Origin of the sequence: Flavobacterium humidisoli (assembly GCF_023272795.1) — a bacterium.
In the GTDB taxonomy this organism is placed as follows: Bacteria; Bacteroidota; Bacteroidia; order Flavobacteriales; family Flavobacteriaceae; genus Flavobacterium; species Flavobacterium humidisoli.
This window is the reverse complement of record NZ_CP096829.1, coordinates 24,277-50,591: the sequence shown is the minus strand read 5'-3', so window position 1 is coordinate 50,591 and position 26,315 is coordinate 24,277. Positions and strand designations below refer to the sequence as shown.

Below are 26,315 nucleotides of genomic sequence, written 5' to 3'. Positions count from 1 at the left end.
GTATTAAAATTAGAAAATCAATATTTGTTGATGTTATATATTAAAGAACAGAAATTGTAATTTTTACATTTTCATTATGTCCAGACATGAAGTTAAATTTATTCTGCGTTAGGGATAGAAGCAATATCTCCCGATTTAAAAAAAAATAAGGCTTTTTAGTGATATTTTTTGTTAATCTGGAATTTATCGGATAGTCTCTCAATAGCTGTCGGGATAGGGAACACCGAAAAAAATAAATTCCAAAAAATAAATTCCAAATTCCAAACCTAGGTTTTAGATTTAAGTTTGTTAATCATTATCTAATTTTCTAATTCCTAAATTATCTAATTCTTTAAATTAAACTATCTTTGCCGACTGAAAAACGAATTTATGAAGTTTGATTTATTACAAAAAGATCCGCAGTCAAAAGCAAGAGCGGGTAGTATTACTACAGATCACGGAGTTATAGAAACTCCTATTTTTATGCCAGTTGGTACTGTTGCTTCTGTAAAAGGAGTGCATCAGCGTGAATTGAAAGACGATATTAATCCGGATATTATTCTTGGAAATACCTATCATTTGTATTTGCGTCCGCAGACAGAAATTTTAGAGAAAGCGGGCGGATTGCATAAATTCATGAACTGGGACCGTAATATTTTGACTGATTCTGGAGGATATCAAGTATATTCTCTTTCTTCAAACAGAAAAATTAAAGAAGAAGGGGTAAAATTTAAATCGCACATTGACGGTTCTTACCATTTTTTTACGCCAGAAAATGTAATGGAAATTCAGCGTACAATTGGTGCTGATATTATTATGGCATTTGATGAATGTACGCCTTATCCTTGTGATTACAGATACGCTCAGCGTTCCATGCATATGACGCATCGTTGGTTGGACAGATGTATCAATCATTTAGAAAAAGTACCTTATAAATACGGTTACGAACAAACATTTTTCCCGATTGTTCAAGGAAGTACTTATAAAGATCTTCGACGCCAGTCGGCAGAATATATTGCTAATGCAGGACAACAAGGAAATGCAATCGGCGGACTTTCTGTTGGGGAGCCAGCGGAAGAAATGTATGCTATGACGGAAGTTGTCTGCGAAATTCTTCCTGAAGATAAACCTCGTTATTTAATGGGTGTTGGAACTCCAATTAATATTTTAGAAAATATTGCGTTAGGAATTGATATGTTCGATTGCGTTATGCCAACTCGTAATGCAAGAAACGGAATGTTATTTACAGCAAACGGGACAATCAATATCAAAAATAAAAAATGGGAAGCAGATTTTTCTCCAATTGATGAAATGGGACATACTTTTGTGGATACAGAATATACAAAAGCCTATTTGCGTCACCTGTTTGCGGCCAACGAATATTTAGGAAAGCAAATTGCTACTATTCATAATCTTGGTTTCTATATGTGGTTGGTTCGTGAGGCAAGAAAACATATCTTAGCCGGAGATTTTAGACCATGGAAAGAAATGATGGTTAAAAATATGAGTCAGCGTCTTTAAGAATTTAAAGTTTCAAGTTTCAGGTTTCAGGTTCTCTATAGGACGAAATCCAACAACTTGAAACCTGAAACTAAAAAAACTTGAAACAATAAAACTATATGCTTTCAATAATAGATAAATACATCTTAAAAAGGTACCTCGGGACATTTTCTGTGATGCTTCTTTTATTTGCACCCATCGGAATCGTAATTGATGTTTCTGAAAAGGTAAATAAAATGCTTGAAAACAAGATTCCGTTTGGAGATATTGCCTTCTATTATTATAATTTTACAATTTATTTTATTAATTCGCTGTTTCCGATATTCTTGTTTTTATCGGTAATTTGGTTTACTTCAAAGTTGGCCAACAATACAGAAATTATTGCGATTTTAAGTTCTGGAATTTCATTTACACGTTTTTTGCGTCCTTATATTATAGGTGCAACTATCGTTTCGATTTTTGTTTTGCTAATGGGATTTTTTATCGTTCCCGCTGCGAGTGAAGGCTATAACAATTTTAGATATACCTATCTGAAAGGAAATGGAAAGGAACTCATGCGTGGTGAAAACACCAATGTTTTTAGACAAATTAACGATCATGATTTTATTTTTGTAAACAGTTTTAACGAAGAATCAAAAACCGCTTTCAATTTTTCTTTGGAACATTTTGAAAAAGAAAAATTGACTTATAAAATTACTGCAAGCCGTATAAAATGGGATCCTAAAAAAAAGATTTACGTTTTATATGATTATACTAAAAGAACAGTAGGAGAACTAAATGACGTAATTGAAAAATCTCCAGAAAAAAATGTTGCCTTCAAATTTGAATTGGCCGATTTAACTCCAGTAGTTTATATTGCCGAAACGCTAACTCTGGGTAAACTGATCGACTTTATTGAAAAAGAAAGAAAAAGAGGTTCCGGAAACATCAATACCTATTTGGTTGTTCTTTATAAAAAATACAGTATTCCTGTTTCAGCATTTATTTTGACGATTATTGCGGTTTCAGTTTCTTCTATGAAGCGCCGTGGCGGAATGGGAATGAACCTTGCTATTGGAATTGCAATCGCGTTTTCATTTGTGTTCTTTGATAAAATATTTGGTACACTTGCCGAAAAATCTACATTCTCACCTTTATTAGCTGTTTGGTTCCCAAATATTGTTTTCGGAATTTTAGCAGTTTACTTATTACGTAATGCGAAACGATAATTTAAAAAGTTATTTAAATCTACACTTAATTGTTTTTATCTGGGGTTTTACAGCCATTCTAGGCGCTTTAATTACAATTGATGCCGATAATCTGGTTTGGTACAGAATGTTGATTGCCATGATTTTTCTTGGCGGATTTATTGCATTTAAAAAACATTCTTTTAAGGTTCCTGTGAAAGAATTTTTTAAATTGATTTTTGTTGGATTATTGATAGCATTGCACTGGATTTTCTTTTTTAAAGCAATTCATGTTTCCAATGTTTCAATCACACTTTCCATATTTTCGTTAGGAGCTTTTTTCGCCTCTTTATTAGAACCCTTATTTTATGGAAGAAAAGTGCTTTGGTATGAGGTCTTTTTTGGACTCATAATTATTGCTGGTTTAGGATTGATACTTCAAGTTGAAATAAAATATCTTACGGGAGTTTATTACGCTTTGGCTGCCATCATTTTAGGAGTTTTATTTACCTTAATGAATGGTAAATTAATTTCAGATCACGAACCTTCGGTAATTACATTTTATGAATTTGGAGCGGGCGTTTTCTTTATTACTATTTATTTTTTATTTCAAGGAAAATTTACAGCAGATTTTTTCCAAATGTCTTTAAATAATTGGGTCTTATTATTGATTTTGGCCTCAATTTGTACGGCTTACGCCTTTACCGCTTCGGTAAAAGTAATGCAGCGATTAACGCCTTATACCGTAATGTTAACGACTAATTTGGAGCCAGTTTATGGGATAGTTTTGGCTTATTTTATCTTGGGAGGAAAAGAAAAAATGAGTATCGAATTTTACATCGGAGCTGTCATAATCATCATAACAGTTATTCTAAACGGTGTTTTTAAACATTATCAGAACAAGAAAGAAAACTTGTAATAGTTTACTTATTTTTAAATTGCATTTTTATACTTTAAATAACAATTAACTTCGCCAATGATATAATATTTTTATATTTGCGGTTCGATTTACAAACAAAATTCAAAAATCCATGGAATATTTAGATTTTGAGCTTCCAATTAAAGAACTTGAAGAACAGTTAGAAAAGTGCGTTATTATTGGAAAAGAATCTGACGTTGACGTAACGCCGACGTGCAAGGAAATCAACAAAAAATTAGTAGAGACTAAAAAAGAAATATATAAAAACCTTACGGCTTGGCAGAGAGTACAATTGTCAAGACATCCAAATAGACCTTATACTTTAGATTACATTAGAGCAATCTGTGGAGATACTTTCTTAGAACTTCACGGAGACAGAGGTTTTAAAGATGATAAAGCAATGGTTGGTGGTCTTGGTAAAATAAACGGACAATCGTTTATGATCATTGGTCAGCAAAAAGGTTTTAATACTAAAACACGTCAATACCGTAATTTTGGTATGGCTAATCCAGAAGGGTACCGTAAAGCTTTGCGTTTGATGAAAATGGCAGAAAAATTCGGAATTCCAGTTCTTACTTTAGTAGATACTCCGGGTGCATACCCAGGACTTGAAGCTGAAGAAAGAGGACAAGGAGAGGCTATCGCTAGAAATATTTTCGAAATGGTTCGTCTTCAAGTGCCAATCATCACTATAATAGTTGGTGAAGGGGCTTCAGGTGGAGCTTTAGGAATTGGTGTTGGAGATCGTGTTTATATGTTAGAAAACACTTGGTATTCTGTAATTTCTCCAGAATCTTGCTCTTCTATTTTATGGAAAAGCTGGGAGTACAAAGAGCGTGCAGCAGAAGCATTAAAACTGACTTCTTCTGATATGAAAAAACAAAAACTTGTTGATGATGTAATTCCAGAACCACTAGGCGGAGCGCATTATGACAGAGAAACTACTTTTAAAACAGTGGCGGAATATATTACAAAAGGATATAACGAATTGAAAGACTTATCAACAGCCGATTTAATTGCCCAGAGAATGGACAAATACAGTAATATGGGCGAGTTTAAAGAGTAAATTCATATTTAATGATTAAAAATCCGAAGCCCTGCGGTTTCGGATTTTTTTTTGGTTATGAACAAATCGATATTATTTATAAACAATTATTAGTTATAACTCGATAGCAGATTTTTTTTAAATTTTGCTACTTTCGCTATATGGAAAATTTCAAAAATGTAAACCCCGTTAAGGTCGACAAAACCACAATTATCAATCTAGAAAAAGGTAAGCTTCCTCCTCAAGTTATAGACTTAGAAGAGGCTGTTCTTGGTGCGATGATGATTGATAAAAAAGGGGTCGATGATGTAATTGATATTTTACAGCCTGATGCTTTTTACAAAGACGCGCACAAACATATTTTTGAAGCGATTCTACAACTTTTTACCGAAACGCAGCCAATTGATATTTTAACGGTTTCGACTCAGTTGAAGAAAAATGGAAAGTTGGATTTGGCTGGAGGTGATTTTTATCTGATTCAGCTTACTCAAAAAATTGCTTCTTCTGCCCACATTGAATTTCACTCGCGTATTATTCTTCAAAAATTTATTCAAAGAAGTTTAATTCGTATTTCATCTGAAATTATCGAAGAATCGTATGATGAAACTACAGACGTATTCGATTTGCTGGATAAAGCCGAATCTAAATTATATGAGGTAACTCAAGGAAATATTAAACGTAGTTCTGAAACAGCTCAGAGTTTGGTTCTTCAAGCGAAAAAACGTATTGAAGAAATCGCTGGTAAAGAAGGGTTGAGTGGTGTTGCAACTGGATTTGAGAAGTTGGATGAAGTTACTTCTGGATGGCAGCCTTCCGATTTAATTATTATTGCGGCTCGTCCCGGGATGGGTAAAACGGCTTTCGTTCTTTCGATGGCGAGAAACGTAAGTATTCAGTTCGGACATGCAGTTGCAATTTTCTCTCTGGAGATGGCGTCGGTTCAGTTGATTACGAGGCTTATTTCTTCTGAAACGGGATTGTCTTCAGAAAAACTAAGAACTGGTAAATTAGAAAAGCACGAATGGGAACAGCTAAGTACTAAAGTGAAAAACTTAGAAAAAGCGCCATTATTTATTGATGATACACCTTCGCTTTCGATATTCGATTTACGTGCAAAATGTCGTCGTTTGGCTTCACAGCACGGAATCAAGTTAATTATTATTGACTACTTGCAGTTGATGACCGCAGGGGGAAGCGGAAAAGGAGGAGGAAACCGTGAGCAGGAAATCTCTACAATTTCTCGAAACTTAAAGGCTTTGGCAAAAGAGTTGAACGTTCCTGTAATTGCACTTTCTCAGTTATCGCGTGCCGTTGAGACCCGTGGATCTAGTAAACGTCCGCTTCTTTCGGATCTTCGTGAATCTGGAGCGATCGAGCAGGATGCCGATATCGTATCGTTTATCTATCGTCCTGAATACTATAAAATTGAAGAATGGGATGACGACGAAGCATCTTCTACACAAGGTCAGGCAGAGTTTATTATAGCCAAACACCGTAACGGTGGTCTGGAAAATATTCGTCTTAAATTCTTAGGACATTTAGGTAAGTTTGATAACCTAGAAGAGTTTACTGGAGGTTATGATGATTTGCCATCTAAAATGAATCACGATGATAATCCTTTCCTAACAAAAAATTTACCATCTGCTAATGAAGCTTTCGGAAGTAATTTAAATGATGATGATGACGACAGCGATGTTCCATTTTAAAAGTTAAAAAAGCCTTATTATTAAGGCTTTTTTTATGTTTTTATGTTAATCGTCTAATAAAAATCAGTAGTTTAGCGAAACCAATTACAAACTATTAGTTTTTATAAATTATTAACCAATAACAAATTTAAATTATGAATGAAGAAACCTTTCCAGGACCTATTCAGATTCCTGTAGCAACTGCAGACAAGTGGGAAAAGAGATATGACGACGATAAATCTGTCGAGGACTCAAAGAACAAAGTAAAAGCTTTCTTAATACCTAGAGAAAGTTTGAAAAAAGTGCTAGAACTTCAAACAGAAGCTGTTTGGGCTTATTTGGGAATAAATGATCAAAATGAAAAAACATTACTTTTTGTGGGAGCCAAATACGATGAGGAAACTAAAAAGTGGATTAATGTTTACGGTAAAGGAGATGGAGTAGAAGGTGGCGAAGGTGCTGCTGATGACATTGTGTACGATGGTTCAAGACCAAGTCCTCCTTATTAATTAAATAAGTTTTTTAAGGATGGATGATTTTTTAATATATTCAGGTTATTTGATTTTATTAATTGATCTAATATTATATTCATTTAGCTTTTTCCGAAAGGAAAAAGCTAATGTTTTTTTTATTTTTTACTTGGCATTCATTTTTTTTATACAAATTTCAATGGAAATATTGTACTATCTTAAAATGAATAACTTGTTTTTAGTGAATAGTTTTTTTATTGGTCAAATGATACTTTTAGGATTATTTTATAATTCGATTTTAAAAGTAAAAATTCAAAAACGATTTGTAAAAGTTAGTCTTATTTTGGGTCTGTTAGTACTTATAACCCAGTTTATTAATGCTCCTCAAGAATTTTTAAAATTTAATCTCTTTGAAATTACCTTAACATCGCTATTGATTGTTGTCTTTGCGTTATTGCATTTTTATAATATGCTAACAGAAAATAAGACATACTATTATGTTAATATTGGAATAATTCTATACTTGTTGTCAAGTACAGTGTTATTTATTATTGGAAACCTAACTTCGGTTTTAAATAATGAAGTAAAATATCTGAGTTGGCAATTAAATGCGTTTTTAAATATTATCTATTATCTTTTTATTTTTTATGAATGGAAGGTAAGTTTTTCAAAAAAAGGTTTACAAACCTAATTTGTATTATTAAAAATAGATTATGAACTCCAATTCAATCCCCGAAAAAGAATTAGTTGCTATAATATTATATATCTCGCTATTTTTTATAATTGTTGCAGTAGCATTAATTATATTCTTTTATTTTTCTAGAAAAAAAATTATTCAAAAAGAGTTAGAAAAAATAGACTTAATACTTCGGTATCAAAAAGAACAACTGCATGCAATTATTGTAACGCAAGAGGAAGAGCGCAAAAGAATTGCTCAAGATCTTCATGATGATATTAGTTCCAAATTAAACATTGTTTCTTTAAACAGTCATTTGCTTACAGCGCCAAACCTTACAGAAGCAGAAACTGCAGAAATTACAGAAAACATAATTGCTTTGACCACAAAGGCATTAGACAATTCTAGAAAAATTGCGCATAATTTACTTCCGCCGGTTTTTGAAAAATTTGGTTTAAGTGCAGGTATTGAAGAATTATGCGAAGAATTTGAATCGAGTAAATCGGTCAAAACGTATTATAAAAATGAAATTGATTTTGATGAGAAAGACATAGACAGGCATTTGCATGTTTTTAGGATTTTGCAAGAATTAATGAATAATTCGATTCGTCACGGAAAAGCATCAGAGATATGGATTTCTTTTGCAAATAAAGACGGAATAAATACTTGTGATTATATAGATAATGGTGTTGGTTTTAATTGTTCAAATGCCGAAAACCAAAAGGGTTTAGGTATGAAAAATATCGATAGCCGAATATCATTTTTGCAGGGAACAATCGAAATTAACTCTGAAATTAATAAAGGAATTGTTGTAAATTTTACTTTTTAAGGCAAATTCTGTGTTTTATTAAGGTTTTTGGTCAATAAAATAAAGGTATTTAGATTTTTTCTAATTCATATTTTGTAATTTCGACAAACCAAATTAAACGACCAAAACCAAAATAAGATGAATGCTGCTATTAAAATTGCTCTAGTCGATGATGAAATTTTGTTTCGAAAAGGAATTTCTTTTTTATTACAGAGAGAAGAAAATATAGATATTCTCTTTGAAGCCTCAAATGGTGATGAGCTTATTGCGCAACTTAATGAAAGAGAAACTAAACCTGATATCATAATAATGGACTTAAAGATGCCCGTCTTAAACGGAGTCGAAGCCACAAAAATTATTAGAAAATTGTTTCCCGATATTAAAATTATTGCATTGACTAGCTACGATACCAAATCGTTTATTGCAAATATGATTCAAGTTGGCGCAGTAGCTTACTTAATAAAAAATACAACTCCAAAAGATTTAATTCATACCATCAATGAAGTAGCAAAAAAAGGATTCTATTACAATGAAAATGTTTTAAAAACAATTCAAGAAACAATAGTTTCTCCTAAAAATACAAGAGGCGGTTTAGAAACTAATTTCCTTTCGCCGCGCGAAATAGAAATTCTGCAATTAATTTGCCAGCAGAAAACTACAGCAGAAATTGCAGAACATCTTTTTTTAAGTCCAAGAACTATAGAAGGACACAGAAATAATTTATTACTTAAAACAGAATCGCGAAATATAGCTGGCTTAGTTGTTTATGCTATTCAGAATGAATTGGCAGTTTTAACAATCTAGAAAAATTATGCTGTCAAAAACTGAATTGACAGCACATAATATAATATGATTGTTATTACAAGAACGCATAGTCCTATTTTCTGAATTATATTCAGACCCTTTTGCTGGTTATTACTTTCATTAAACTTCATAGTTGGTTATTTTTTTACAGCGATTAGTTTTATGAACCTGGGATAGCAAATGTATAGAGAATATTCTTCCTAATTACAGGTGTTTTTACCTGTTTTTTATTGTTTAAAAATCAAGTTTTCTTCCAACTTTTTATTTAACATTCTTTATAAGTCAGAAAAGATTCTAAGTGTTCTTTTTTTGCTTATGGCTTTTATATCTTTACTAAAATAATTTTCTGATGAATAAAAGTTTATTCTACCTTTTTATACTATTAATTTCATTTAATGCAAAAGCTTCGTTTATCTTACTTCCGATGGACGAAACCACGCAGCAAAATCATTTAAAAGCTTACGGAATTACTTACTGGTGTTTGAGTAGGGATTATAAAGTAAGCTGGCTTTTAAATTATCGTGGAGGTTCTTTCTTACTTCCTGATGCTGATGAAATTAGAAAAGAATGTAAAATAAGAGGAGTTAGTTTTGAAGTGATTTCAGATAGTGAACAGGCCTCTATTTTAAACGAAATTTCGAGCCCTTCTCAAAATATGGAATCGGTGATTTTAGAAAAAGCGCCTAAAATCGCCGTTTATACTCCAAAGGGAAAACAACCGTGGGATGATGCAGTAACTTTGGTTTTGACTTATGCCGAAATTCCTTTTACTCCCATTTATGATGAAGAAGTTTTAAGCGATCAGTTATTAATGTACGATTGGCTTCATTTGCATCACGAAGATTTTACCGGACAATACGGAAAGTTTTATGCAGCCTACAAAAATACACCTTGGTATATTGATCAAAAAAGAGATGCTGAGGCTTTGGCGACAAAATTAGGATATGCAAAGGTGTCGCAGGAAAAAGGTGCAGTGGCAAAAAAAATTAGAGATTTTGTAATTGGTGGCGGTTTTATGTTTGCCATGTGTTCTGCAACAGATAGTTTTGATATTGCCCTTGCAGCAGATGGAGTTGATATTTGCGAAGCTATGTTTGATGGTGATCCTAGCGAATCTAATTATCAGTCAAAATTGAATTATAATAATTCTTTTGCCTTCAAAAACTTTACTTTAGAAAGAAGACCAGAAGTTTACGAGTTTTCAGACATCGACATGACAACGAAAAGACGCATTGTGATGGAAAAAGATTATTTTACGTTAATGGAATTTTCTGCAAAATGGGACCCAATTCCAAGTATGTTATGTCAAAATCATACCCAGTTAGTAAAAGGTTTTATGGGACAGACTACTTCATTTGATACGTCTTTAATAAAATCGAATATCTTGATTATGGGGACATGCGAATTAAATGGCGAGTCAAGATACATTCATGGAGAAAAAGGAAAGGGAATGTTTACTTTTTTTGGAGGACATGACCCAGAAGATTTTCAACATCAGGTTGGAGATCCGCCAACGGTTTTAGATTTGCATCCTAATTCGCCTGGATATAGATTGATTTTGAATAATGTTCTATTTCCAGCCGCTAGAAAAAAGAAACTTAAAACCTAAATTAATTTATAGAAAACTCAAACCAGATCGGAATATGATCGGAAATTTTTCTTGCATTTTGTAAAGAATCAAAATCTTCGTAGAATTTAATAATTCCAGAATTAATGACCTGTAGATTGGATGTCTTATAAAAGATATTGTCAAACTCAGATGCAAGACAAATATTGTTTTTGCATTGCTGTTTAAGAGTAGTTTTTTGATTTTTTAATACAGAAGCATACCCGTTTTTTTTCAACGGATTAAAAACAGTGTGTTTTTCGGGACAGTTAAAATCGCCTAAGAACACAAGATTTAGATCAGGATATTCGTTTGGTAAAAACTTGAAGTATTTGATTTCGGTTTCGGGTTGTTTTTTTTGCGTTATTGCATGAAAATTAACGAGCGTGATCGTCTTTTTATTAATTTCAAACGTGGCAAAATAGGGTTCGCGATCAATTTCTACGCTATATTTTCTTTCTAACCATGGCTTAGTCTTCAATTTGGCTTTATTGGTTTTCCAAATAAAAGCATAGCGCTCTGTTTTGTAACTGCTTCCAGAAGTAGGATCACTTATTTGGTAATCCCATTTATTTCCTTTTTGATTAAGCACTGCAGCAAGTTTCGCAACAGTTTGAGCGCCTCCGTTTCCCGCAACAACTTCTTGAATTGCGATTATATCATAATTAGAAATTATTTTGGCGATATAATTTAAATGAGAATCAGATTTTGATTTTCCAAAGTTTTCGATATTCCAGGATACTACTTTGGTTTGTGCAAAAGATATAAATACAAATAATAATAAGACGAGGCTGAGCGTTTTTTTCATGAAAAATTTAATGGAACTAAGATATAAGTCTTCTCCTCCAGCAATAATTAAGCCTTTCTTAAAATTAATTAATGTTTTTTATATCGGTTTTTTAGAGCTGTCCCTATAATTATAATTTGTAAAACTAATAATGCTGGAATAAATATTATTTTCCAATCAATTTCTAGCCATCCAGTTCTCTCAGAAATAACGGCAAAGCTTATTGATAAAAAGAGGCAAAGTAACATTGTTTTCATAAGGATTCTATTTTGTGTAGTATTAAGTCTAGAAAATATAATACTCGCTTTACTTTTTGGTTTCATTGGTAGGTTAATAGGTCATCACAAATTTAGGGGTATAAAAAGTGTTATCCTTACGGGAAACCGTAAAGCCTCATAAAAAATTATACTAACCCAAAATCTTTTGCAATCGCAATTAAATGCACATTATTATTAGCTTTAAAATAAATCTTCAACTTATTGATTCTTTTTTCTATACTACTTGTTCCGTTGGGAGTTATAGATAAATCTTTAAACTCTCTAGAAATGCTTTCTAAAATATATCCTTGAGATAAAAGTTTTAAAATTGAGATATCGTAGGATTCAATTTCAATTAAAGCTTTATCATTAAAATTAAAAGACAAATCAGAAGAAAGAATTTTTTCTTCGTTATTAAATGTACTCTCAATAGCATTTCTTAACTCCGAAATACTATTTCTTCCTTTTGTAACATAAGCATTAATGCCAAGTTCATTAAAAAGAGTTTTAATTCTATAACTTTTATCTTCTATAGAAAAAACTATTTTTTTTAGTTCCGGTTGCACTTTGTTTACAGCTTCAACAAGTTCATCGCCACTATTTAAAGTTACTTTTCTATGATCAGATTTAAACGATAAGTCTGTAATCATTAAATCGTAAGGTTCTTTTTCAGCCAATGCCTTTTTTACTTTAAGTAATCCTTCGTCGCAATATTTCACATGATGAATTACTGGAACTTCTAATTCTTCAAGTACTTGAACAACTGCAATGCTGATACTGTCTAGATCTTCGGCAACTAAAACTTTTTTAAACATATATTTTCTTATATTGGAAATTTGAAATTTACTTTAAAACCATTTTCTGAATATGGGTCAAAATTAAGAGTTCCTTTTATTGTTTTAATACGGTTTTCCACATTTTGTAGTCTTTTTTCTAAAATAGTACTTTTTAGGGTAATGTTTGTGCCGTTATCAGCATACATTATCATGATATTTTTCTCTTCTTTTTTGAAGGTTAGACTTACTAGTGAAGCATTATTCATTGTTTTCATAGAATCCAAAATTTCCTGAATAACGCGGTAAACAATAATTTTTTTTACACGATCAATTTTCGACCACGAAAAAGTGTTTAGACCGTTTATTATGATATTCAAATTTGAAGAGGAGTACTCCGAAATCATTTCCTTTAGACCATTTGAATAATTTTCATTGGTTTGTATAGTGCTATTTTCTCTAGAAATACTGCGCATTTTTAAATAAATGCGGCTTAGGTAATTTAGAAATTGTTCTTTATTACTTATGTTTTCAAGGTTGTTGTTTTTGGCAAAAGATAAAGTCTCATGAATATCTTTTTCAAGGTCGTTTTCTAATTTATCAGAAATTCGAATTTCGTTTTTAAAAACAGCATCATTTTTCTCTCTTTTGCCTTTCAAAGTCAGGTAAAAAACTAGAAAAATGAATATTAAAATGGTTATTGATATTGCAATATAAGAGATAAAACTCCTGTTTTTTTGCCTTTGCATTTCCAATTTATACTCTGCTCTTTGAATTTTAAGCTCTAAGTTTTCTTCTTTATCCTTTGTGAAATTATATTTTATATTGGCAAATTGATTTTTTTGTGTTAGACGAATTTTATTAATGCTGTCTCTAAAATGAATATAAATCTTAGAATATTTTTTTACATCATTTCCTGCACTGGATCTTATTAAAGTTTCCAGAGCATACTTTTTTTGCTTGTAGGTATTTACAACGCACGAATGTTTATAAGCTGTTTCAGCATATTTTTTTGCCAAATCAGGATTTGAACTTAAGTAATAATCAGAAAGATTTGAATAACTATCTGGTAGGTTCTGTCTATCATTTAATTTAAGTCTAATTTTGAGAGCTTCTTGGTAGTAGGGTAAAGCTCTAGAGTCATTTAAATTAGCATAAGAAATACCTATATTGTTCCTCATTACTGCATAGTCCAATACTTCATAATCTTTTAAAGAATTTGTTTTTTTCTTATTGCCATAATATCCAGCAGTGGTGAGTTGTGTATAGATTTTAATCGCTTTTTTATAATCGCCCTGATACATGTAAACTAATGCAATATTAGCTAATGCATTTGCTTTCCTTCTGGGGCTTGCATGTAGATTGTATGCTTTTTTAGCATATATAAGCGCATTGTCATAATCGTTTGTTGCAGAATAATTTTCTGAAATAATTTTGTACGTTTCCCATGCAAACCTTGGTTTTTTTAGGTATTTAAGTTGCGGTAATACTTTTGTAGCGGTAGCTTCACTTTCCAGATAATTGCCTTCATATTGCTGAATTAGTGCTATAGAAATTAATGCGTCAACATAATCTATTCTGTTTTTTTCAGGGTCTGAAAGGTGAATTATGGTTAGGTAGTTTTTATATGCCTTCAAATATTCATTTTGGTCAAAATCATTGTCAGCTATTATTGTCAGTCTTTTTATTTCTGCGGTATTGTCAGTTCTTTTTATAACTGCCGGAATTTCTTTTTCGCAAGAAGTCGGAATGACCAGCAGAAAAAGAACGGAAACTAAAATTGGAACAAAAGCAGAGATTTTCATTTGAGGACCTTATGTTAAAGCATTATTTATATTGGAAGTTTTACAAAAACCTTAAACCCTTGATTTGGATTTAAAGCAACACTAAAGGTTCCTCGTACTGGTTTAAGACGATTTTCAATATTAGCAAATCTCTTGTTTAAATTAATATCATCTTGAATTTTGGTACAGTTGTCAGCGTAGGTCATTACTATGGTGCTCTCATTCTTCTTAAATGTGATACTTGCCAGCGAAGCATTACTGATAATTTTTGCCTGATCAAAAATTTCCTGAACAACACGGAAAATAGTTATTTTTTTTACACGATCAATTTTAGACCAGGATAATGAGTTTAAACCATTTATAATAATATTTAAATTAGAAGTTGTATATCCTGAAATCATTTCTTTTAGGACATTTTCGTAATCTTCATTAATGATAATAGCACTGTTTTCTCTTGAAATATTTCTTGTTTTGGAATAAATATTGTTCAAGTTATAAAGAAATTTTTCCTTGTTTTCGAGATTTTCTAATTTGTGATTTTTTGCAAAAACTAATGTATCATAGATATCTGTTGTTAGTTCATCATGCAATTTGTTTGATATGCGTATTTCGCTTTCAAAAACAGCATCATTTTTTTCCTTTCGCCCTTTATTAGTAATATAATAAGCAATAAAAAACAAAGTGAAAGTACTGATAGAAATTACTATGTATGAAATAAAACTTCTATTTTTTTGCCTTTGAAGCTCTAATTCGTTTTCTGCTTTTTGATTTTTAAGTTCTAAATTTTCTTCTTTATCTTTCTTAGAAGTATATATAATATCAGCAAATTGATTTTTTGCTTTTTTCCTGCTAATAAGGAGACTGTCAATTTTTCTACTATAAACTTTCCAGTGTTTTTTTGAATTCCTAGCATTATCCGCTTCGAGTAGATAGGCTAACATTTTAATTTCATTTGTTGCCGATTTTGTTTTTTTTGAGTAATAGTAAGCTTTCTCTGCATTAATTTTTTTTAGCTCTGGATTGTTATATTTGGAGTAGTATAAATAAAAAGCATAGTAATTGCCAATTAGTTCATAATCGTCGTTAAGTGTAAGAGTTAATTCTAAACTTTCTTTAAAGCATTTAAATGAAGCTTCTTTATGACCTCCAAGTCGTAAATAGCAAAGGCCTAAATTATACAATATAGCTGCACGCTGAATATTTGTATTTGATTGCGTGATTTTATCTTCAATTCTGTATCTAGAAATTGGTTCTAATAAATCTATTGCCTCTTGATACTTTTCCTGGTGCATATATGCAAATGCAATTTCAGATAATATTCGTGCTTTTCTAAAAGTTGAGATTGCCTTTTTTAATGCTTTTCTATGATAATATAGCGCCTTCTCATAGTCATACATATACAAATAGTTGTAGGCCATAAAGGTATAAGCATTAACGGCATGCTTTACATTGGTGGTTTTTTCTAAATAAGGGAATGCTTTTATAAGTGTAGTTTCTGCTTCAGAATAATTGCCATATTGCTGAAAAATTTCTACCATACTGTTTAATGCACCTACATAATCATCTGCATAATTAGCTTTTGGAACGCATAATAATTGTGTTTTGTTGAAATAAAAAAGAGCACTATCATTTTTTTCTAAATCCCAAAAAGCATTTGCTTTTTGCATCATTTGTTTTATTTCAGCTGAATGGTCAGTTTTATTATAATTTACTCGTTTTTCATTTGTTTCAGAAGACTGTACAGAAAAAAATAGTGCTAAAATTAGAGCGAAGATTAGCAAATAAAAAACAAGATGCTTTTTTTGAATAAAGAAAAATAGGTCTTTAATCATTATACTGGAAGTTTAATTAAAACTTTGAAACCTTTTCCCAAATCTGAATGAATTTCAATATGGCCTTTGGCAGCATGAATTCGGTTCTCAATATTATGCAAACCATTTCTTAAAACCATTTTGTTTGTATCAATTCCTTTTCCGTTATCGGTATAATTGATTATTATAGTATTCTCCAATTCTTTAAAGGTTAATGCAGCTAAAGTTGCATCGCTATGTTTTTTCATGTTTACAAGTAATTCCTGTATAGTTCGGTAAATTGATATTTTTTTATTTTTATCAATTTTATCCCAAGAAATAGTATTCAAACCATTTATTAATAGATTAATATTTGGCGTGTCAAATCCGGAGATCATCTCTTTCAGAGAGACTATATAATTTTGATTACTAATAACAGGAGTATTATCCTTCGAAATATTTCTTGTTCGAGAATAAATATTGTCAAGACTATTTAATAAATGATTTCTATTTTCTTCAGAAGAAAGATTTCTGTTTTCTGCAAATGCCATTGTATGGTAAATATCGTTAGCCAGCTCATCATGTAATTTTTTTGAAATTCTGATTTCGCTTTGATAAGTTGCTTCAATTTTTTGACGATTAGCCCGTACAGTAAGAAAAAAATATAGAAAAACTATTAGACATGACGCAAATATAATTATGACATATGAAACAATATTTTTGCTTTCCTGTTTTGCTATTTGTAGCTCATTTTTAATTTTCTGTGCTCTTAATTTCAGGTTTTCCTCTTTTTCTTTTTTAGAGTCGTATTTGATTTTTGCAAATTGATTTTTAGCTTTTTGCCTTACCTCATAAATACTATCGATCACTTTTGTATAAATAAGCGCATATTTTTTTGAATCAATATCAGAACTATTTTCTATGATAAATTTTAAAGCAATTAAGCGGTCATCAGTGTTGCCCGATAATTTATAATTTTTGTAGCTTAATTGTGCATATTTCATTGCTAAATCAGCTTTGTCGTTTTGATAGTATTCGGCAAGATTGTAGTAAGTTCTGCCCAAACCATCGGTATAGTTTGCTTTTGACTTTATTTTTAAACTCGTTTCAAAAAAAGACAATGCTTTTGGATCTTTAAGTTTATAATAGCAATAACCTATATAATCTAATATTTTAGAATAGTTTTCAAGACTTTGCTGTACAATTTTCTCATTACTTATTGAAAGAAAAATGGGCAATGCTTTCTCAAACTTTTGTTGCTTTAGGTAAATAACTGCGATATTATTTTTAGCTTCAAGTTTGTTAATTCTATTGGTATTTAAAGTAAAAGCTTTAGAATAATAGTATATAGCAGTTGGATAGTCATAAGTGTAATAATAATTTCTTCCTAAAACACTATAGATATTCCATACATAATCTGGATTTTTTATTCGGTTTAAAAAAGGAATTGTTTCGATTGATGTTTTAATGCTTCCGACAAAATCCTCATGGTCCTGTTGAATTTCAGCCATGTAATACATGCAGGAAACATAGTTTTTCACATCTTCGTTAAGATCGCAAGCTGCTCTGGCTTTATTGTAATAAAAAAATGCGCTGTCAGTGTTGTTGTGATTATTGTAAAATTGGTCTGCTTTGCTTATGAGTCTATGAATTTCGATCTCTCTTTTTGTTTTTTTTGAGTTATCTGTCTTTTGCTTTTGACAAGAAAAAAGCAGTAATAAAGTAGTTATTAGAGAGGTAATTATTTGTAATCTTTTTGGTATCATGCGCCAAAAATAAAAAATTCCAGAAATCATGAAAGAGTATAAATACGGTATTTTAAAATATTTTCAATTAGCGCTTTTTTTAATTCTGATTTCTAAATAAATACGAAAAGCCCTTTGTCGATAAGGGCTTTTAAGTTCTAATTGCTTGTAAATATTATCTTTATAAATTATGATGCACGCATTCCGGTAGTAATTGCTAATCTATTCCAAGAGTTAATTGTGATGATGGCCAAAAGTATTTCTGCAAGGTATTTTTCATCAAATAATTTAGCTGCATTTTCGTAAACTTCATCAGAAACATGATTGCCAATTAACGTCACTTGTTCTGTTAAAGCTAAAATTGCTTTTTCTTCTTCGGTGTAAAAATCAGCTTCGCGCCAAGCACTAATTAAGTAAATTCTTTGTTCAGAAATACCATGTTTTCTAGCATCGGCAGTATGCATATTAATACAAAATGCACAACCATTAATTTGGGAAGCACGGATTTTAATTAATTCTTTGTGAACGGGAGTTAATGAAGTTGTAGAAATATATTTCTCTAAGTTCATTAATGCTTGATAAGCTTCTGGAGCAACATTCGGGATAACAATTCTTGGTTTCATTTTGATATGTTTTAAAAGTTCATTACAAAGGTCAGCAATCTATGCTTTCAAAAACTTGAACTACTTCAAGAAATTCAAATCAGACTTTTCCAGCTCGTATCTTACTCATAAATTCTGCAGAGAAATCTAAGTAGGAGGCAAGCATATATTGGGGAACGCGTTGAACAAATTCTGGGAAATGATCATTAAAGTGATGGTATCTTTCTTCTGCCGACATTGTAAATAAGAACTTGATGCGCATTTGCATAGCGCCAAAACTTTTTTGCATAACTATTGTAAAATACCTTTCTAGATTTGGTATTTCAATTAACAGTGATTCTAGAATTGTTTTCTCGATAGCAATAACTTCTGAATTCTCTATGGCCTGTAAATAAAAGCTTGAAGGAACGTGATTATGGTAACTTAAATAATCCGTAATCCACCAATTTTCGATACCGAATTGCAACGTTTGTTCAGCTCCTTTAGAGTTAATGATGTACTGACGCATGCAACCTTTTACAATAAAATACATTGTATTGCATATTTGCCCTTCTTCTAAGATATGTTCTTTCTTTTTTATTTTCGAAACTTCTAGACATGATTCTAATTTATCAATATCTGAAGGTTCAAGAGAAATGAATTTTTTAATATGAAGGATAAGTATGTTTTGCATTACTTGGTTAGTTAGATTAATTGTAGAAATTAATATCAAAGTTACTGTTTACTTTTATGCCATTGGTAACAGCAGCTTGCCAATCTGCATGTTTAATAAATTCAGTGATTTGACTCATTATTGAATTGTAAAACTGCTCATTTTTTTTATCCTTAAATTCAATCTTTACAATAATGTTAGATGCTGAATTGTCTCTATTAATTGTAAATTTAGCCTTGGCAATAAAATCTCTTCTTTCATCGCTTTGAGTAAATTTTTCAGGAAATATAAAATAGGAGAAAAAATCTTTTTGAATTTGAATCTTCTGCTCCAAAAAATCTCTGGCTTTTGGATATATCAGACAGTAATTATCTACACCAAATGGATATTCAAAAGGTATTTCTATTCTGCTCATTACGTACAAACTGTCCGCAGTTCTGGTAATATTTTTAATGAAGTTTTGTCCATATTTTTCCTTTAATAGTTCATTAGATGTTTTGCAGTAACAATTTGATAGTAGTGGATATATAGTTTCATTATCTGAAATCCAAGATGGGTCTAAATCACGAGATTCTGAAAAGTTAATTCCTTTTTCTTTTAGCAAACGTATTAACTGAGGATAATGCCTATTATAATCGCTGTCAAGATATCCTTCGGGAATTAGTTCGTAGAAGATTTCTTGTGTTTTAAAATCAATTTTTGCTTGTTTGATTTCGGTGAGACAGTTTGTATCGCGTTTATCAATTACACCAATGATTGTTTGAACGGAATTTTTGTCCAATTTTTTTTCTTGGGCTTTTACCAAGAGTGTTTGTATTATAAATAAAAGAGTAAATAGTTTCTTCATTTTTAATTGTGTGCTGGCATGGAAAGATAATAAAAACAAAAAACCATTCGAGTAAACGAATGGTTTTTATATAATAAGTAAGTAATCTTAAATTGAGTTTATAAAACGTTTTATTTTACTTTATTAAGAATAGCTTTGAAAGCTTCTGGGTGATTCATAGCTAAATCTGCAAGAACTTTACGGTTCAATTCGATTCCGTTAGCTTTAACTTTCCCCATGAATTGAGAATAAGACATCCCTTCTAATCTAGCTCCAGCGTTGATACGTTGAATCCATAATGAACGGAAATTTCTTTTGTTTTGTTTTCTATCGCGGTAAGCGTAGCTCATCGCTTTCTCTACTGCATTCTTAGCAACTGTCCAAACGTTTTTACGTCTTCCAAAGAAACCTTTGGCTTGCTTCATTATTTTTTTTCTTCTTGCTCTTTTAGCAACTGAATTTACCGATCTTGGCATAATTTTAATGTGTTTTTGTAGCAGGCGTCCTGAATTGAATCAAAGGAACTTAAAGCCATACTCCAAGGTTATTTAAATAATTTTTTTAACCTAAAGAATTATTAGATAATTCTTAATTGTTGTTTGATGCTTTTCATATCTGTTTGGTGAACTAGCGCTGAGTGAGTCAAAGCTAATTTACGTTTTTTAGATTTTTTAGTCAAGATGTGACTTTTAAAAGCATGCTTTCTTTTAATCTTTCCAGAGCCAGTAACTTTAAAACGTTTCTTAGCGCTAGATTTTGTTTTCATTTTAGGCATTTTTCCTAGTGTTTTAATTTATTCTTACTTACTTATATCTTAGTCTGAAAGTTTAAAAGTCTAAAATTTGAAAGTCTGTTTTGACTTTCCACTTTATGACTTTCGGCTTTACGACTTATTTCTTTTTCTTCGGAGCAATGAACATAATCATTCTCTTTCCTTCCAAAACAGGCATAGCTTCAACTTTACCATGTTCCTCTAAATCTTGAGCAAGACGTAATAATAGAATTTGACCTTGATCTTTATAAATGATAGAACGACCTTTGAAGAAAACGAAAGCTTTTAATTTAGCTCCTTCTTTTAAGAACTTCTCAGCGTTCTTTCTTTTAAATTCATAATCATGCTCGTCAGTTTGAGGACCAAATCGTATTTCCTTTACAACAACCTGAGAAGATTTAGCTTTTAATGCCTTGTCTCTTTTCTTTTGTTCGTAAACAAATTTCTTGTAATCCATGATTTTACAAACCGGTGGTTCAGCGTTTGGCGAAATTTCAACTAAATCCAATTCAAATTGGTCAGCTAAACGTAACGCATCTGCAATTTTAAAAACCCCTGGTTCAATGTTTTCACCTACAAGACGTACTTCAGGAACACGAATAAGATTGTTTATTCTGTGCGCATCTTTTTTCTCTACTCGAGGTTGAAAACCTCTGTTACTTTTTATTGCTATGACTTTCTAATTTAAGTTAAACTGTAAATACTTTTAATGTCTTTTTTATTTCTTCGTCTACAATCGAAGCAAATTCTTCGATAGAAACTGTAATATTACCTTTTCCTTCTTGTCCGTGACGACGAATAGAAATCGTTCCGTTTTTCTCTTCTTCCTCACCAACGATAAGCATAAATGGAATTTTCTGCATCTCTGCATCTCTAATTTTCTTACCGATAGTTTCATTTCGGTTGTCAATTAGGGCGCGAATTTCGTGATTTTCTAGCAAATCTAAAACTTTTTTAGCATAATTTTCGTATTTCTCGCTCAAAGACAAGATAATAGCTTGTTCAGGCATTAGCCAAAGTGGGAAATTTCCTGCTGTGTGCTCTAGTAAAATTGCTATAAAGCGTTCCATAGATCCAAAAGGAGCTCTGTGAATCATAACAGGGCGATGTAATTCATTGTCAGCGCCTTTGTAAGTCAATTCAAAACGCTCAGGTAAGTTATAATCTACCTGAATTGTTCCTAATTGCCATTGTCTTCCTAAAGCATCTTTTACCATGAAATCTAGTTTCGGGCCATAAAATGCAGCTTCACCATATTCTACAACAGTATTAAGACCTTTATCTTTTGCAGCGTTGATAATAGCATTTTCTGCCTTTTCCCAGTTCTCATCAGTACCAATGTATTTTTCTCTATCTTCTTGATCTCTTAATGAAATCTGAGCAGTAAAGTTTTCAAATCCTAAAGAACCAAATACATACAATACAAGGTCAATTACTTTTTTGAACTCTTCATCTAATTGCTCTGGAGTACAGAAAATATGCGCATCATCTTGAGTAAACCCTCTAACACGAGTTAAACCATGTAATTCCCCAGATTGCTCATATCTATATACAGTACCAAATTCAGCGTAGCGCTTAGGTAAATCTTTATATGACCAAGGTCTTACATTGTAAATCTCACAGTGGTGAGGGCAGTTCATTGGTTTTAATAAAAATTCTTCTCCTTCGGCTGGTGTGTGAATCGGTTGGAAACTATCAGCTCCATATTTAGCGTAATGACCAGAAGTAACATAAAGTTCCTTTTGACCAATATGCGGACTAACAACTTGCTCGTATCCAGCTTTCTTTTGTGCTTTCTTCAAAAATTGCTCCAAACGTTCTCTTAAAGCAGCGCCTTTAGGTAGCCATAAAGGTAAGCCCTGACCAACTTTCTGAGAAAAAGCAAATAATTCAAGCTCTTTTCCAAGTTTACGGTGATCGCGACGTTTTGCTTCCTCAAGAAGTTCAAGATATTCGGTTAAATCTTTTTGTTTAGGGAAAGAAGTTCCATAAACACGAGTTAACTGTTTGTTTTTTTCATCACCTCTCCAGTAAGCACCAGCAACACTCATGATTTTTACAGCTTTGATAATTCCAGTGTTTGGAATATGTCCACCACGGCATAAATCAGTAAAAGTAGAGTGGTCGCAGAATGTAATAGTTCCGTCTTCAAGATTAGAAATCAATTCAGTCTTGTAAACATTGTCTTTATACATTTCCAATGCTTCCGCTTTAGTTACTGGACGCATTTTAAAATCAAACTTTCCTCTTGCAATTTCAAGAATACGATCTTCAATCTTTTTGAAATCAGCTTCAGAAATTTTCTGATCTTCAAAATCTACATCATAATAGAAACCATTAGCAATTGCAGGTCCAAGAGTTAATTTAATTCCAGGGTACAATTCCTCAAGAGCCTGCGCCATTACGTGCGAAGTAGAGTGCCAGAAAGCTTTTTTACCTTCAGTGTCATTCCAAGTATATAAAATAAGATTACCGTCGGTCGTTAATGGAGTTTCGGTTTCAATAGTTGTACCATTAAAAGATGCAGAAATCACGTTTCTAGCAAAACCTTCGCTAATGTTTTTAGCGACCTCCATTGGAGTTACGCCTTGAGCGAACTCTCTAATTGACCCATCGGGTAAAGTAATCTTGATCATTGTTTATAATTTTGTGAATGCAAATATACATGATTACAAAAATACATACAATATATAAGTACAAGTTTACTCATTATATATAAGTATGTTTTTTGTTCTGCTATATATAAGGTAATGCTAATTGTATATATAAGGAGAAAGTCTAGTTGTCAGCTGAGCGAAGCCGAAGCTCCTTTTTAATGCAGCTTTTGGAATTTGGATCTTAAAAATTGAAATATGGAATTTATTAGGAGCTTAATCCCGCTATCCGTTCCAATCTTTTGCTTTTTAAAGGAAAAAGCAAAAGGATTTCCACTGCTATCGGGGCTATGGCATCTGCTTTCAAAAGAACAATTGAATGGAAAGCGGCAGAAAAGGGCGCTGAAAACTAAAAACTCTGCAAAAACGGAATGGTAAAGCGGGCTTAAACTGAGGAAACAACAGATGAAAGAAGAAAAAGCCTACAATGGCGTAAAAAAGTTTGGGGCGCAAATGCTCTGTTATCAGAAAGTTAAGAAATAAACGGAAAAAACATGGAAAAAATATAAAAAAAAGTCTTGCAAATGTAAATAAAGGTTCTACTTTTGCACCCGCAACAGCGAAGGCGTTCATCGAAATACTGGCAGGAATTGGGGATCTGAAGAAAAGAAATTTTCAAAAAAAAAGATTCTGAAAAGCTTGCGAGATTGAGAAATGCTTTTTACATTTGCACCCCGCAAAACACGGAAAAGTTCATTGAGATGCTGAGAGGGAAATAGAGAAAAAGAGGCGAAAAAAAAGCTTCAAAATTTTTTCAAGTTTTTCTTGCAGGAAACAAAAAGAAGTTTTAGTTTTGCACCCGCTTTGAGATACAGGCGAAACAAAAAGAAACACACGTTCGTAGACATATTGAATTGACAGCCGTTCTGAAAGAGATTTCAGAACAAAAAGAATAAGAGCAGTAGAGTCGGAAGATTCGAAAGAACCGATAGGAAGAGCATCGCAATATAATATTAAAATATACGATGAAGAGTTTGATCCTGGCTCAGGATGAACGCTAGCGGCAGGCTTAACACATGCAAGTCGAGGGGTATGGTTCTTCGGAGCCAGAGACCGGCGCACGGGTGCGTAACGCGTATGCAATCTGCCTTTCACAGAGGGATAGCCCAGAGAAATTTGGATTAATACCTCATAGCATAATCGGACCGCATGGTTTGGTTATTAAAGTCACAACGGTGAAAGATGAGCATGCGTCCCATTAGCTAGTTGGTAAGGTAACGGCTTACCAAGGCAACGATGGGTAGGGGTCCTGAGAGGGAGATCCCCCACACTGGTACTGAGACACGGACCAGACTCCTACGGGAGGCAGCAGTGAGGAATATTGGTCAATGGGCGCAAGCCTGAACCAGCCATGCCGCGTGCAGGATGACGGTCCTATGGATTGTAAACTGCTTTTGTACGGGAAGAAACACTGATTCGTGAATCAGCTTGACGGTACCGTAAGAATAAGGATCGGCTAACTCCGTGCCAGCAGCCGCGGTAATACGGAGGATCCAAGCGTTATCCGGAATCATTGGGTTTAAAGGGTCCGTAGGCGGTCTTGTAAGTCAGTGGTGAAAGCCCATCGCTCAACGGTGGAACGGCCATTGATACTGCAGGACTTGAATTATTGGGAAGTAACTAGAATATGTAGTGTAGCGGTGAAATGCTTAGAGATTACATGGAATACCAATTGCGAAGGCAGGTTACTACCAATTTATTGACGCTGATGGACGAAAGCGTGGGTAGCGAACAGGATTAGATACCCTGGTAGTCCACGCCGTAAACGATGGATACTAGCTGTTGGGCGCAAGTTCAGTGGCTAAGCGAAAGTGATAAGTATCCCACCTGGGGAGTACGAACGCAAGTTTGAAACTCAAAGGAATTGACGGGGGCCCGCACAAGCGGTGGAGCATGTGGTTTAATTCGATGATACGCGAGGAACCTTACCAAGGCTTAAATGCAGACTGACCGATTTGGAAACAGATCTTTCGCAAGACAGTTTACAAGGTGCTGCATGGTTGTCGTCAGCTCGTGCCGTGAGGTGTCAGGTTAAGTCCTATAACGAGCGCAACCCCTGTTGTTAGTTGCCAGCGAGTCATGTCGGGAACTCTAACAAGACTGCCAGTGCAAACTGTGAGGAAGGTGGGGATGACGTCAAATCATCACGGCCCTTACGCCTTGGGCTACACACGTGCTACAATGGCCGGTACAGAGAGCAGCCACCTCGCGAGGGGGAGCGAATCTATAAAGCCGGTCACAGTTCGGATCGGAGTCTGCAACTCGACTCCGTGAAGCTGGAATCGCTAGTAATCGGATATCAGCCATGATCCGGTGAATACGTTCCCGGGCCTTGTACACACCGCCCGTCAAGCCATGGAAGCTGGGGGTGCCTGAAGTCGGTGACCGCAAGGAGCTGCCTAGGGTAAAACTGGTAACTAGGGCTAAGTCGTAACAAGGTAGCCGTACCGGAAGGTGCGGCTGGAACACCTCCTTTCTAGAGCCTTAGCGTTAGCGGCAACGCACGCTGGGGAAATAAGATGCCGGACTGTGGGTTTGGAATCTGAGATTGTATTGCTCTTGCTGTTAATTTAAAAAAATGATAAAACTTAAGTAAAACAGAGTCTCGTAGCTCAGCTGGTTAGAGTACTACACTGATAATGTAGGGGTCGGCAGTTCGAGTCTGCCCGGGACTACTATTTGACTTAAAGAAGGAAATTCTGGAAGCTGGGATTCGCCAAAGGAGATTAGAGAAGAAAAGGAAATCTAAAATCTGAATTCTAAAATCTGAGATTTAAAAATTGGGGGATTAGCTCAGCTGGCTAGAGCGCCTGCCTTGCACGCAGGAGGTCAACGGTTCGACTCCGTTATTCTCCACGATTTTAGTGAGAAAGCCTAAAGTCATAAAGCCTAAAGTGATTCACTTTACGACTTTCGACTTTTGACATTCGACTAAATAAAGTTCATTGACATATTGAGATAAGAAAATAATAAGAAAGTAGAAAGCGTTTTTTATTGAGCATCCGTGCAAAATAT

At 33.0% G+C, this 26,315-nt stretch carries 23 protein-coding genes, 2 tRNA genes and 1 rRNA gene; 13 read left to right on the top strand and 13 right to left on the bottom strand.

Translation table 11 applies throughout. The annotated features are described in order from the left end of the window. The first annotated feature begins 369 nt into the window (after positions 1-369). The 10 genes from tgt to M0M44_RS00190 all read left to right on the top strand — a co-directional run bounded on the left by tgt (position 370) and on the right by M0M44_RS00190 (position 10,661). Positions 370-1,500 carry a tRNA guanosine(34) transglycosylase Tgt gene (gene tgt / locus M0M44_RS00235; RefSeq protein WP_095931686.1) on the top strand — a complete coding sequence of 377 codons (1,131 nt, stop codon included), beginning with the start codon at positions 370-372 and terminating at the stop codon, positions 1,498-1,500. Positions 1,501-1,598: 98 nt separating this feature from the next. After that, on the top strand, positions 1,599-2,687 hold the full coding sequence (locus M0M44_RS00230) for an LptF/LptG family permease (RefSeq protein WP_248727997.1): 1,089 nt from the start codon (positions 1,599-1,601) through the stop codon (positions 2,685-2,687). After that, positions 2,674-3,564: a DMT family transporter gene (locus M0M44_RS00225; protein WP_248727996.1), complete on the top strand. Its 891-nt coding sequence runs from the start codon at positions 2,674-2,676 to the stop codon at positions 3,562-3,564. Before M0M44_RS00230 ends, M0M44_RS00225 begins: the two co-directional genes overlap by 14 nt. A gap of 112 nt (positions 3,565-3,676) precedes the next feature. After that, entirely contained in the window at positions 3,677-4,630 is a 954-nt protein-coding gene (locus M0M44_RS00220) for an acetyl-CoA carboxylase carboxyltransferase subunit alpha (RefSeq protein WP_248727995.1), read from the top strand. A 140-nt stretch (positions 4,631-4,770) separates the two neighbouring features. Next, positions 4,771-6,315 carry a replicative DNA helicase gene (gene dnaB / locus M0M44_RS00215; RefSeq protein ID WP_248727994.1) on the top strand — a complete coding sequence of 515 codons (1,545 nt, stop codon included), beginning with the start codon at positions 4,771-4,773 and terminating at the stop codon, positions 6,313-6,315. Positions 6,316-6,449: 134 nt separating this feature from the next. Continuing rightward, entirely contained in the window at positions 6,450-6,803 is a 354-nt protein-coding gene (locus M0M44_RS00210) for a hypothetical protein (RefSeq protein WP_248727993.1), read from the top strand. Positions 6,804-6,987: 184 nt separating this feature from the next. Further along, positions 6,988-7,455 carry a hypothetical protein gene (locus M0M44_RS00205; RefSeq protein WP_248727992.1) on the top strand — a complete coding sequence of 156 codons (468 nt, stop codon included), beginning with the start codon at positions 6,988-6,990 and terminating at the stop codon, positions 7,453-7,455. Positions 7,456-7,477: 22 nt separating this feature from the next. Next, complete coding sequence (locus M0M44_RS00200; protein WP_248727991.1) at positions 7,478-8,269, top strand: sensor histidine kinase; 792 nt, start codon at positions 7,478-7,480, stop codon at positions 8,267-8,269. A 117-nt stretch (positions 8,270-8,386) separates the two neighbouring features. Then, complete coding sequence (locus M0M44_RS00195) at positions 8,387-9,052, top strand: response regulator transcription factor (protein WP_248727990.1); 666 nt, start codon at positions 8,387-8,389, stop codon at positions 9,050-9,052. A 349-nt stretch (positions 9,053-9,401) separates the two neighbouring features. After that, positions 9,402-10,661 carry an asparagine synthetase B gene (locus M0M44_RS00190; protein ID WP_248727989.1) on the top strand — a complete coding sequence of 420 codons (1,260 nt, stop codon included), beginning with the start codon at positions 9,402-9,404 and terminating at the stop codon, positions 10,659-10,661. 1 nt (position 10,662) lies between these two features. On the opposite strand, the gene M0M44_RS00185 is transcribed toward M0M44_RS00190, so the two are convergent. From M0M44_RS00185 to thrS, 13 genes are all read right to left on the bottom strand, one after another. Next, entirely contained in the window at positions 10,663-11,466 is an 804-nt protein-coding gene (locus tag M0M44_RS00185) for an endonuclease/exonuclease/phosphatase family protein (protein ID WP_248727988.1), read from the bottom strand. Between the two features lie 68 nt (positions 11,467-11,534). After that, positions 11,535-11,702, bottom strand: a complete 168-nt coding sequence (locus M0M44_RS00180; protein ID WP_248727987.1) for a hypothetical protein — start codon at positions 11,700-11,702, stop codon at positions 11,535-11,537. 146 nt (positions 11,703-11,848) lie between these two features. Continuing rightward, entirely contained in the window at positions 11,849-12,517 is a 669-nt protein-coding gene (locus M0M44_RS00175; RefSeq protein ID WP_248727986.1) for a response regulator, read from the bottom strand. An 8-nt stretch (positions 12,518-12,525) separates the two neighbouring features. After that, a complete protein-coding gene (locus M0M44_RS00170) occupies positions 12,526-14,280 on the bottom strand; it encodes an ATP-binding protein (RefSeq protein ID WP_248727985.1) in 1,755 nt (584 codons plus the stop codon). Between the two features lie 26 nt (positions 14,281-14,306). Continuing rightward, positions 14,307-15,929 (bottom strand): ATP-binding protein, encoded by a 1,623-nt coding sequence (locus M0M44_RS00165; protein ID WP_248727984.1) that lies wholly within the window; start codon positions 15,927-15,929, stop codon positions 14,307-14,309. Positions 15,930-16,090: 161 nt separating this feature from the next. Then, entirely contained in the window at positions 16,091-17,815 is a 1,725-nt protein-coding gene (locus M0M44_RS00160) for a tetratricopeptide repeat-containing sensor histidine kinase (protein ID WP_248727983.1), read from the bottom strand. 167 nt (positions 17,816-17,982) lie between these two features. Then, complete coding sequence (locus tag M0M44_RS00155) at positions 17,983-18,417, bottom strand: carboxymuconolactone decarboxylase family protein (protein ID WP_095931670.1); 435 nt, start codon at positions 18,415-18,417, stop codon at positions 17,983-17,985. A gap of 79 nt (positions 18,418-18,496) precedes the next feature. Then, positions 18,497-19,069, bottom strand: a complete 573-nt coding sequence (locus M0M44_RS00150) for a Crp/Fnr family transcriptional regulator (protein WP_248727982.1) — start codon at positions 19,067-19,069, stop codon at positions 18,497-18,499. A 16-nt stretch (positions 19,070-19,085) separates the two neighbouring features. Further along, positions 19,086-19,934 (bottom strand): hypothetical protein, encoded by an 849-nt coding sequence (locus tag M0M44_RS00145; RefSeq protein WP_248727981.1) that lies wholly within the window; start codon positions 19,932-19,934, stop codon positions 19,086-19,088. Between the two features lie 71 nt (positions 19,935-20,005). Beyond that, on the bottom strand, positions 20,006-20,350 hold the full coding sequence (rplT, locus tag M0M44_RS00140) for a 50S ribosomal protein L20 (protein WP_008464948.1): 345 nt from the start codon (positions 20,348-20,350) through the stop codon (positions 20,006-20,008). Between the two features lie 101 nt (positions 20,351-20,451). Continuing rightward, positions 20,452-20,649, bottom strand: coding sequence for a 50S ribosomal protein L35 (gene rpmI, locus M0M44_RS00135; RefSeq protein ID WP_026727505.1), 198 nt, complete (start codon positions 20,647-20,649; stop codon positions 20,452-20,454). 115 nt (positions 20,650-20,764) lie between these two features. After that, on the bottom strand, positions 20,765-21,319 hold the full coding sequence (gene infC, locus M0M44_RS00130) for a translation initiation factor IF-3 (RefSeq protein ID WP_095931668.1): 555 nt from the start codon (positions 21,317-21,319) through the stop codon (positions 20,765-20,767). 16 nt (positions 21,320-21,335) lie between these two features. Beyond that, on the bottom strand, positions 21,336-23,282 hold the full coding sequence (gene thrS, locus M0M44_RS00125) for a threonine--tRNA ligase (protein ID WP_248727980.1): 1,947 nt from the start codon (positions 23,280-23,282) through the stop codon (positions 21,336-21,338). Between the two features lie 980 nt (positions 23,283-24,262). On the opposite strand from thrS, the gene M0M44_RS00120 reads away from it, so the two are divergent. The 3 genes from M0M44_RS00120 to M0M44_RS00110 all read left to right on the top strand — a co-directional run bounded on the left by M0M44_RS00120 (position 24,263) and on the right by M0M44_RS00110 (position 26,156). Next, positions 24,263-25,776 (top strand): 16S ribosomal RNA (locus M0M44_RS00120). A 125-nt stretch (positions 25,777-25,901) separates the two neighbouring features. Then, positions 25,902-25,975 (top strand) — tRNA-Ile (locus tag M0M44_RS00115). Between the two features lie 107 nt (positions 25,976-26,082). Continuing rightward, positions 26,083-26,156, top strand: a tRNA-Ala gene (locus M0M44_RS00110). The last annotated feature ends 159 nt before the right edge of the window (positions 26,157-26,315 follow it).

Coding starts and splice junctions, on each gene's coding strand:
- tgt (WP_095931686.1), top strand. CDS start 370: ATGAAGTTTGATTTATTACAAAAAGATCCGCAGTCAAAAGCAAGAGCG.
- M0M44_RS00230 (WP_248727997.1), top strand. CDS start 1,599: ATGCTTTCAATAATAGATAAATACATCTTAAAAAGGTACCTCGGGACA.
- M0M44_RS00225 (WP_248727996.1), top strand. CDS start 2,674: ATGCGAAACGATAATTTAAAAAGTTATTTAAATCTACACTTAATTGTT.
- M0M44_RS00220 (WP_248727995.1), top strand. CDS start 3,677: ATGGAATATTTAGATTTTGAGCTTCCAATTAAAGAACTTGAAGAACAG.
- dnaB (WP_248727994.1), top strand. CDS start 4,771: ATGGAAAATTTCAAAAATGTAAACCCCGTTAAGGTCGACAAAACCACA.
- M0M44_RS00210 (WP_248727993.1), top strand. CDS start 6,450: ATGAATGAAGAAACCTTTCCAGGACCTATTCAGATTCCTGTAGCAACT.
- M0M44_RS00205 (WP_248727992.1), top strand. CDS start 6,988: ATGAATAACTTGTTTTTAGTGAATAGTTTTTTTATTGGTCAAATGATA.
- M0M44_RS00200 (WP_248727991.1), top strand. CDS start 7,478: ATGAACTCCAATTCAATCCCCGAAAAAGAATTAGTTGCTATAATATTA.
- M0M44_RS00195 (WP_248727990.1), top strand. CDS start 8,387: ATGAATGCTGCTATTAAAATTGCTCTAGTCGATGATGAAATTTTGTTT.
- M0M44_RS00190 (WP_248727989.1), top strand. CDS start 9,402: ATGAATAAAAGTTTATTCTACCTTTTTATACTATTAATTTCATTTAAT.
- M0M44_RS00185 (WP_248727988.1), bottom strand. CDS start 11,466: ATGAAAAAAACGCTCAGCCTCGTCTTATTATTATTTGTATTTATATCT.
- M0M44_RS00180 (WP_248727987.1), bottom strand. CDS start 11,702: ATGAAAACAATGTTACTTTGCCTCTTTTTATCAATAAGCTTTGCCGTT.
- M0M44_RS00175 (WP_248727986.1), bottom strand. CDS start 12,517: ATGTTTAAAAAAGTTTTAGTTGCCGAAGATCTAGACAGTATCAGCATT.
- M0M44_RS00170 (WP_248727985.1), bottom strand. CDS start 14,280: ATGAAAATCTCTGCTTTTGTTCCAATTTTAGTTTCCGTTCTTTTTCTG.
- M0M44_RS00165 (WP_248727984.1), bottom strand. CDS start 15,929: ATGATGCAAAAAGCAAATGCTTTTTGGGATTTAGAAAAAAATGATAGT.
- M0M44_RS00160 (WP_248727983.1), bottom strand. CDS start 17,815: ATGATACCAAAAAGATTACAAATAATTACCTCTCTAATAACTACTTTA.
- M0M44_RS00155 (WP_095931670.1), bottom strand. CDS start 18,417: ATGAAACCAAGAATTGTTATCCCGAATGTTGCTCCAGAAGCTTATCAA.
- M0M44_RS00150 (WP_248727982.1), bottom strand. CDS start 19,069: ATGCAAAACATACTTATCCTTCATATTAAAAAATTCATTTCTCTTGAA.
- rplT (WP_008464948.1), bottom strand. CDS start 20,350: ATGCCAAGATCGGTAAATTCAGTTGCTAAAAGAGCAAGAAGAAAAAAA.
- rpmI (WP_026727505.1), bottom strand. CDS start 20,649: ATGCCTAAAATGAAAACAAAATCTAGCGCTAAGAAACGTTTTAAAGTT.
- thrS (WP_248727980.1), bottom strand. CDS start 23,282: ATGATCAAGATTACTTTACCCGATGGGTCAATTAGAGAGTTCGCTCAA.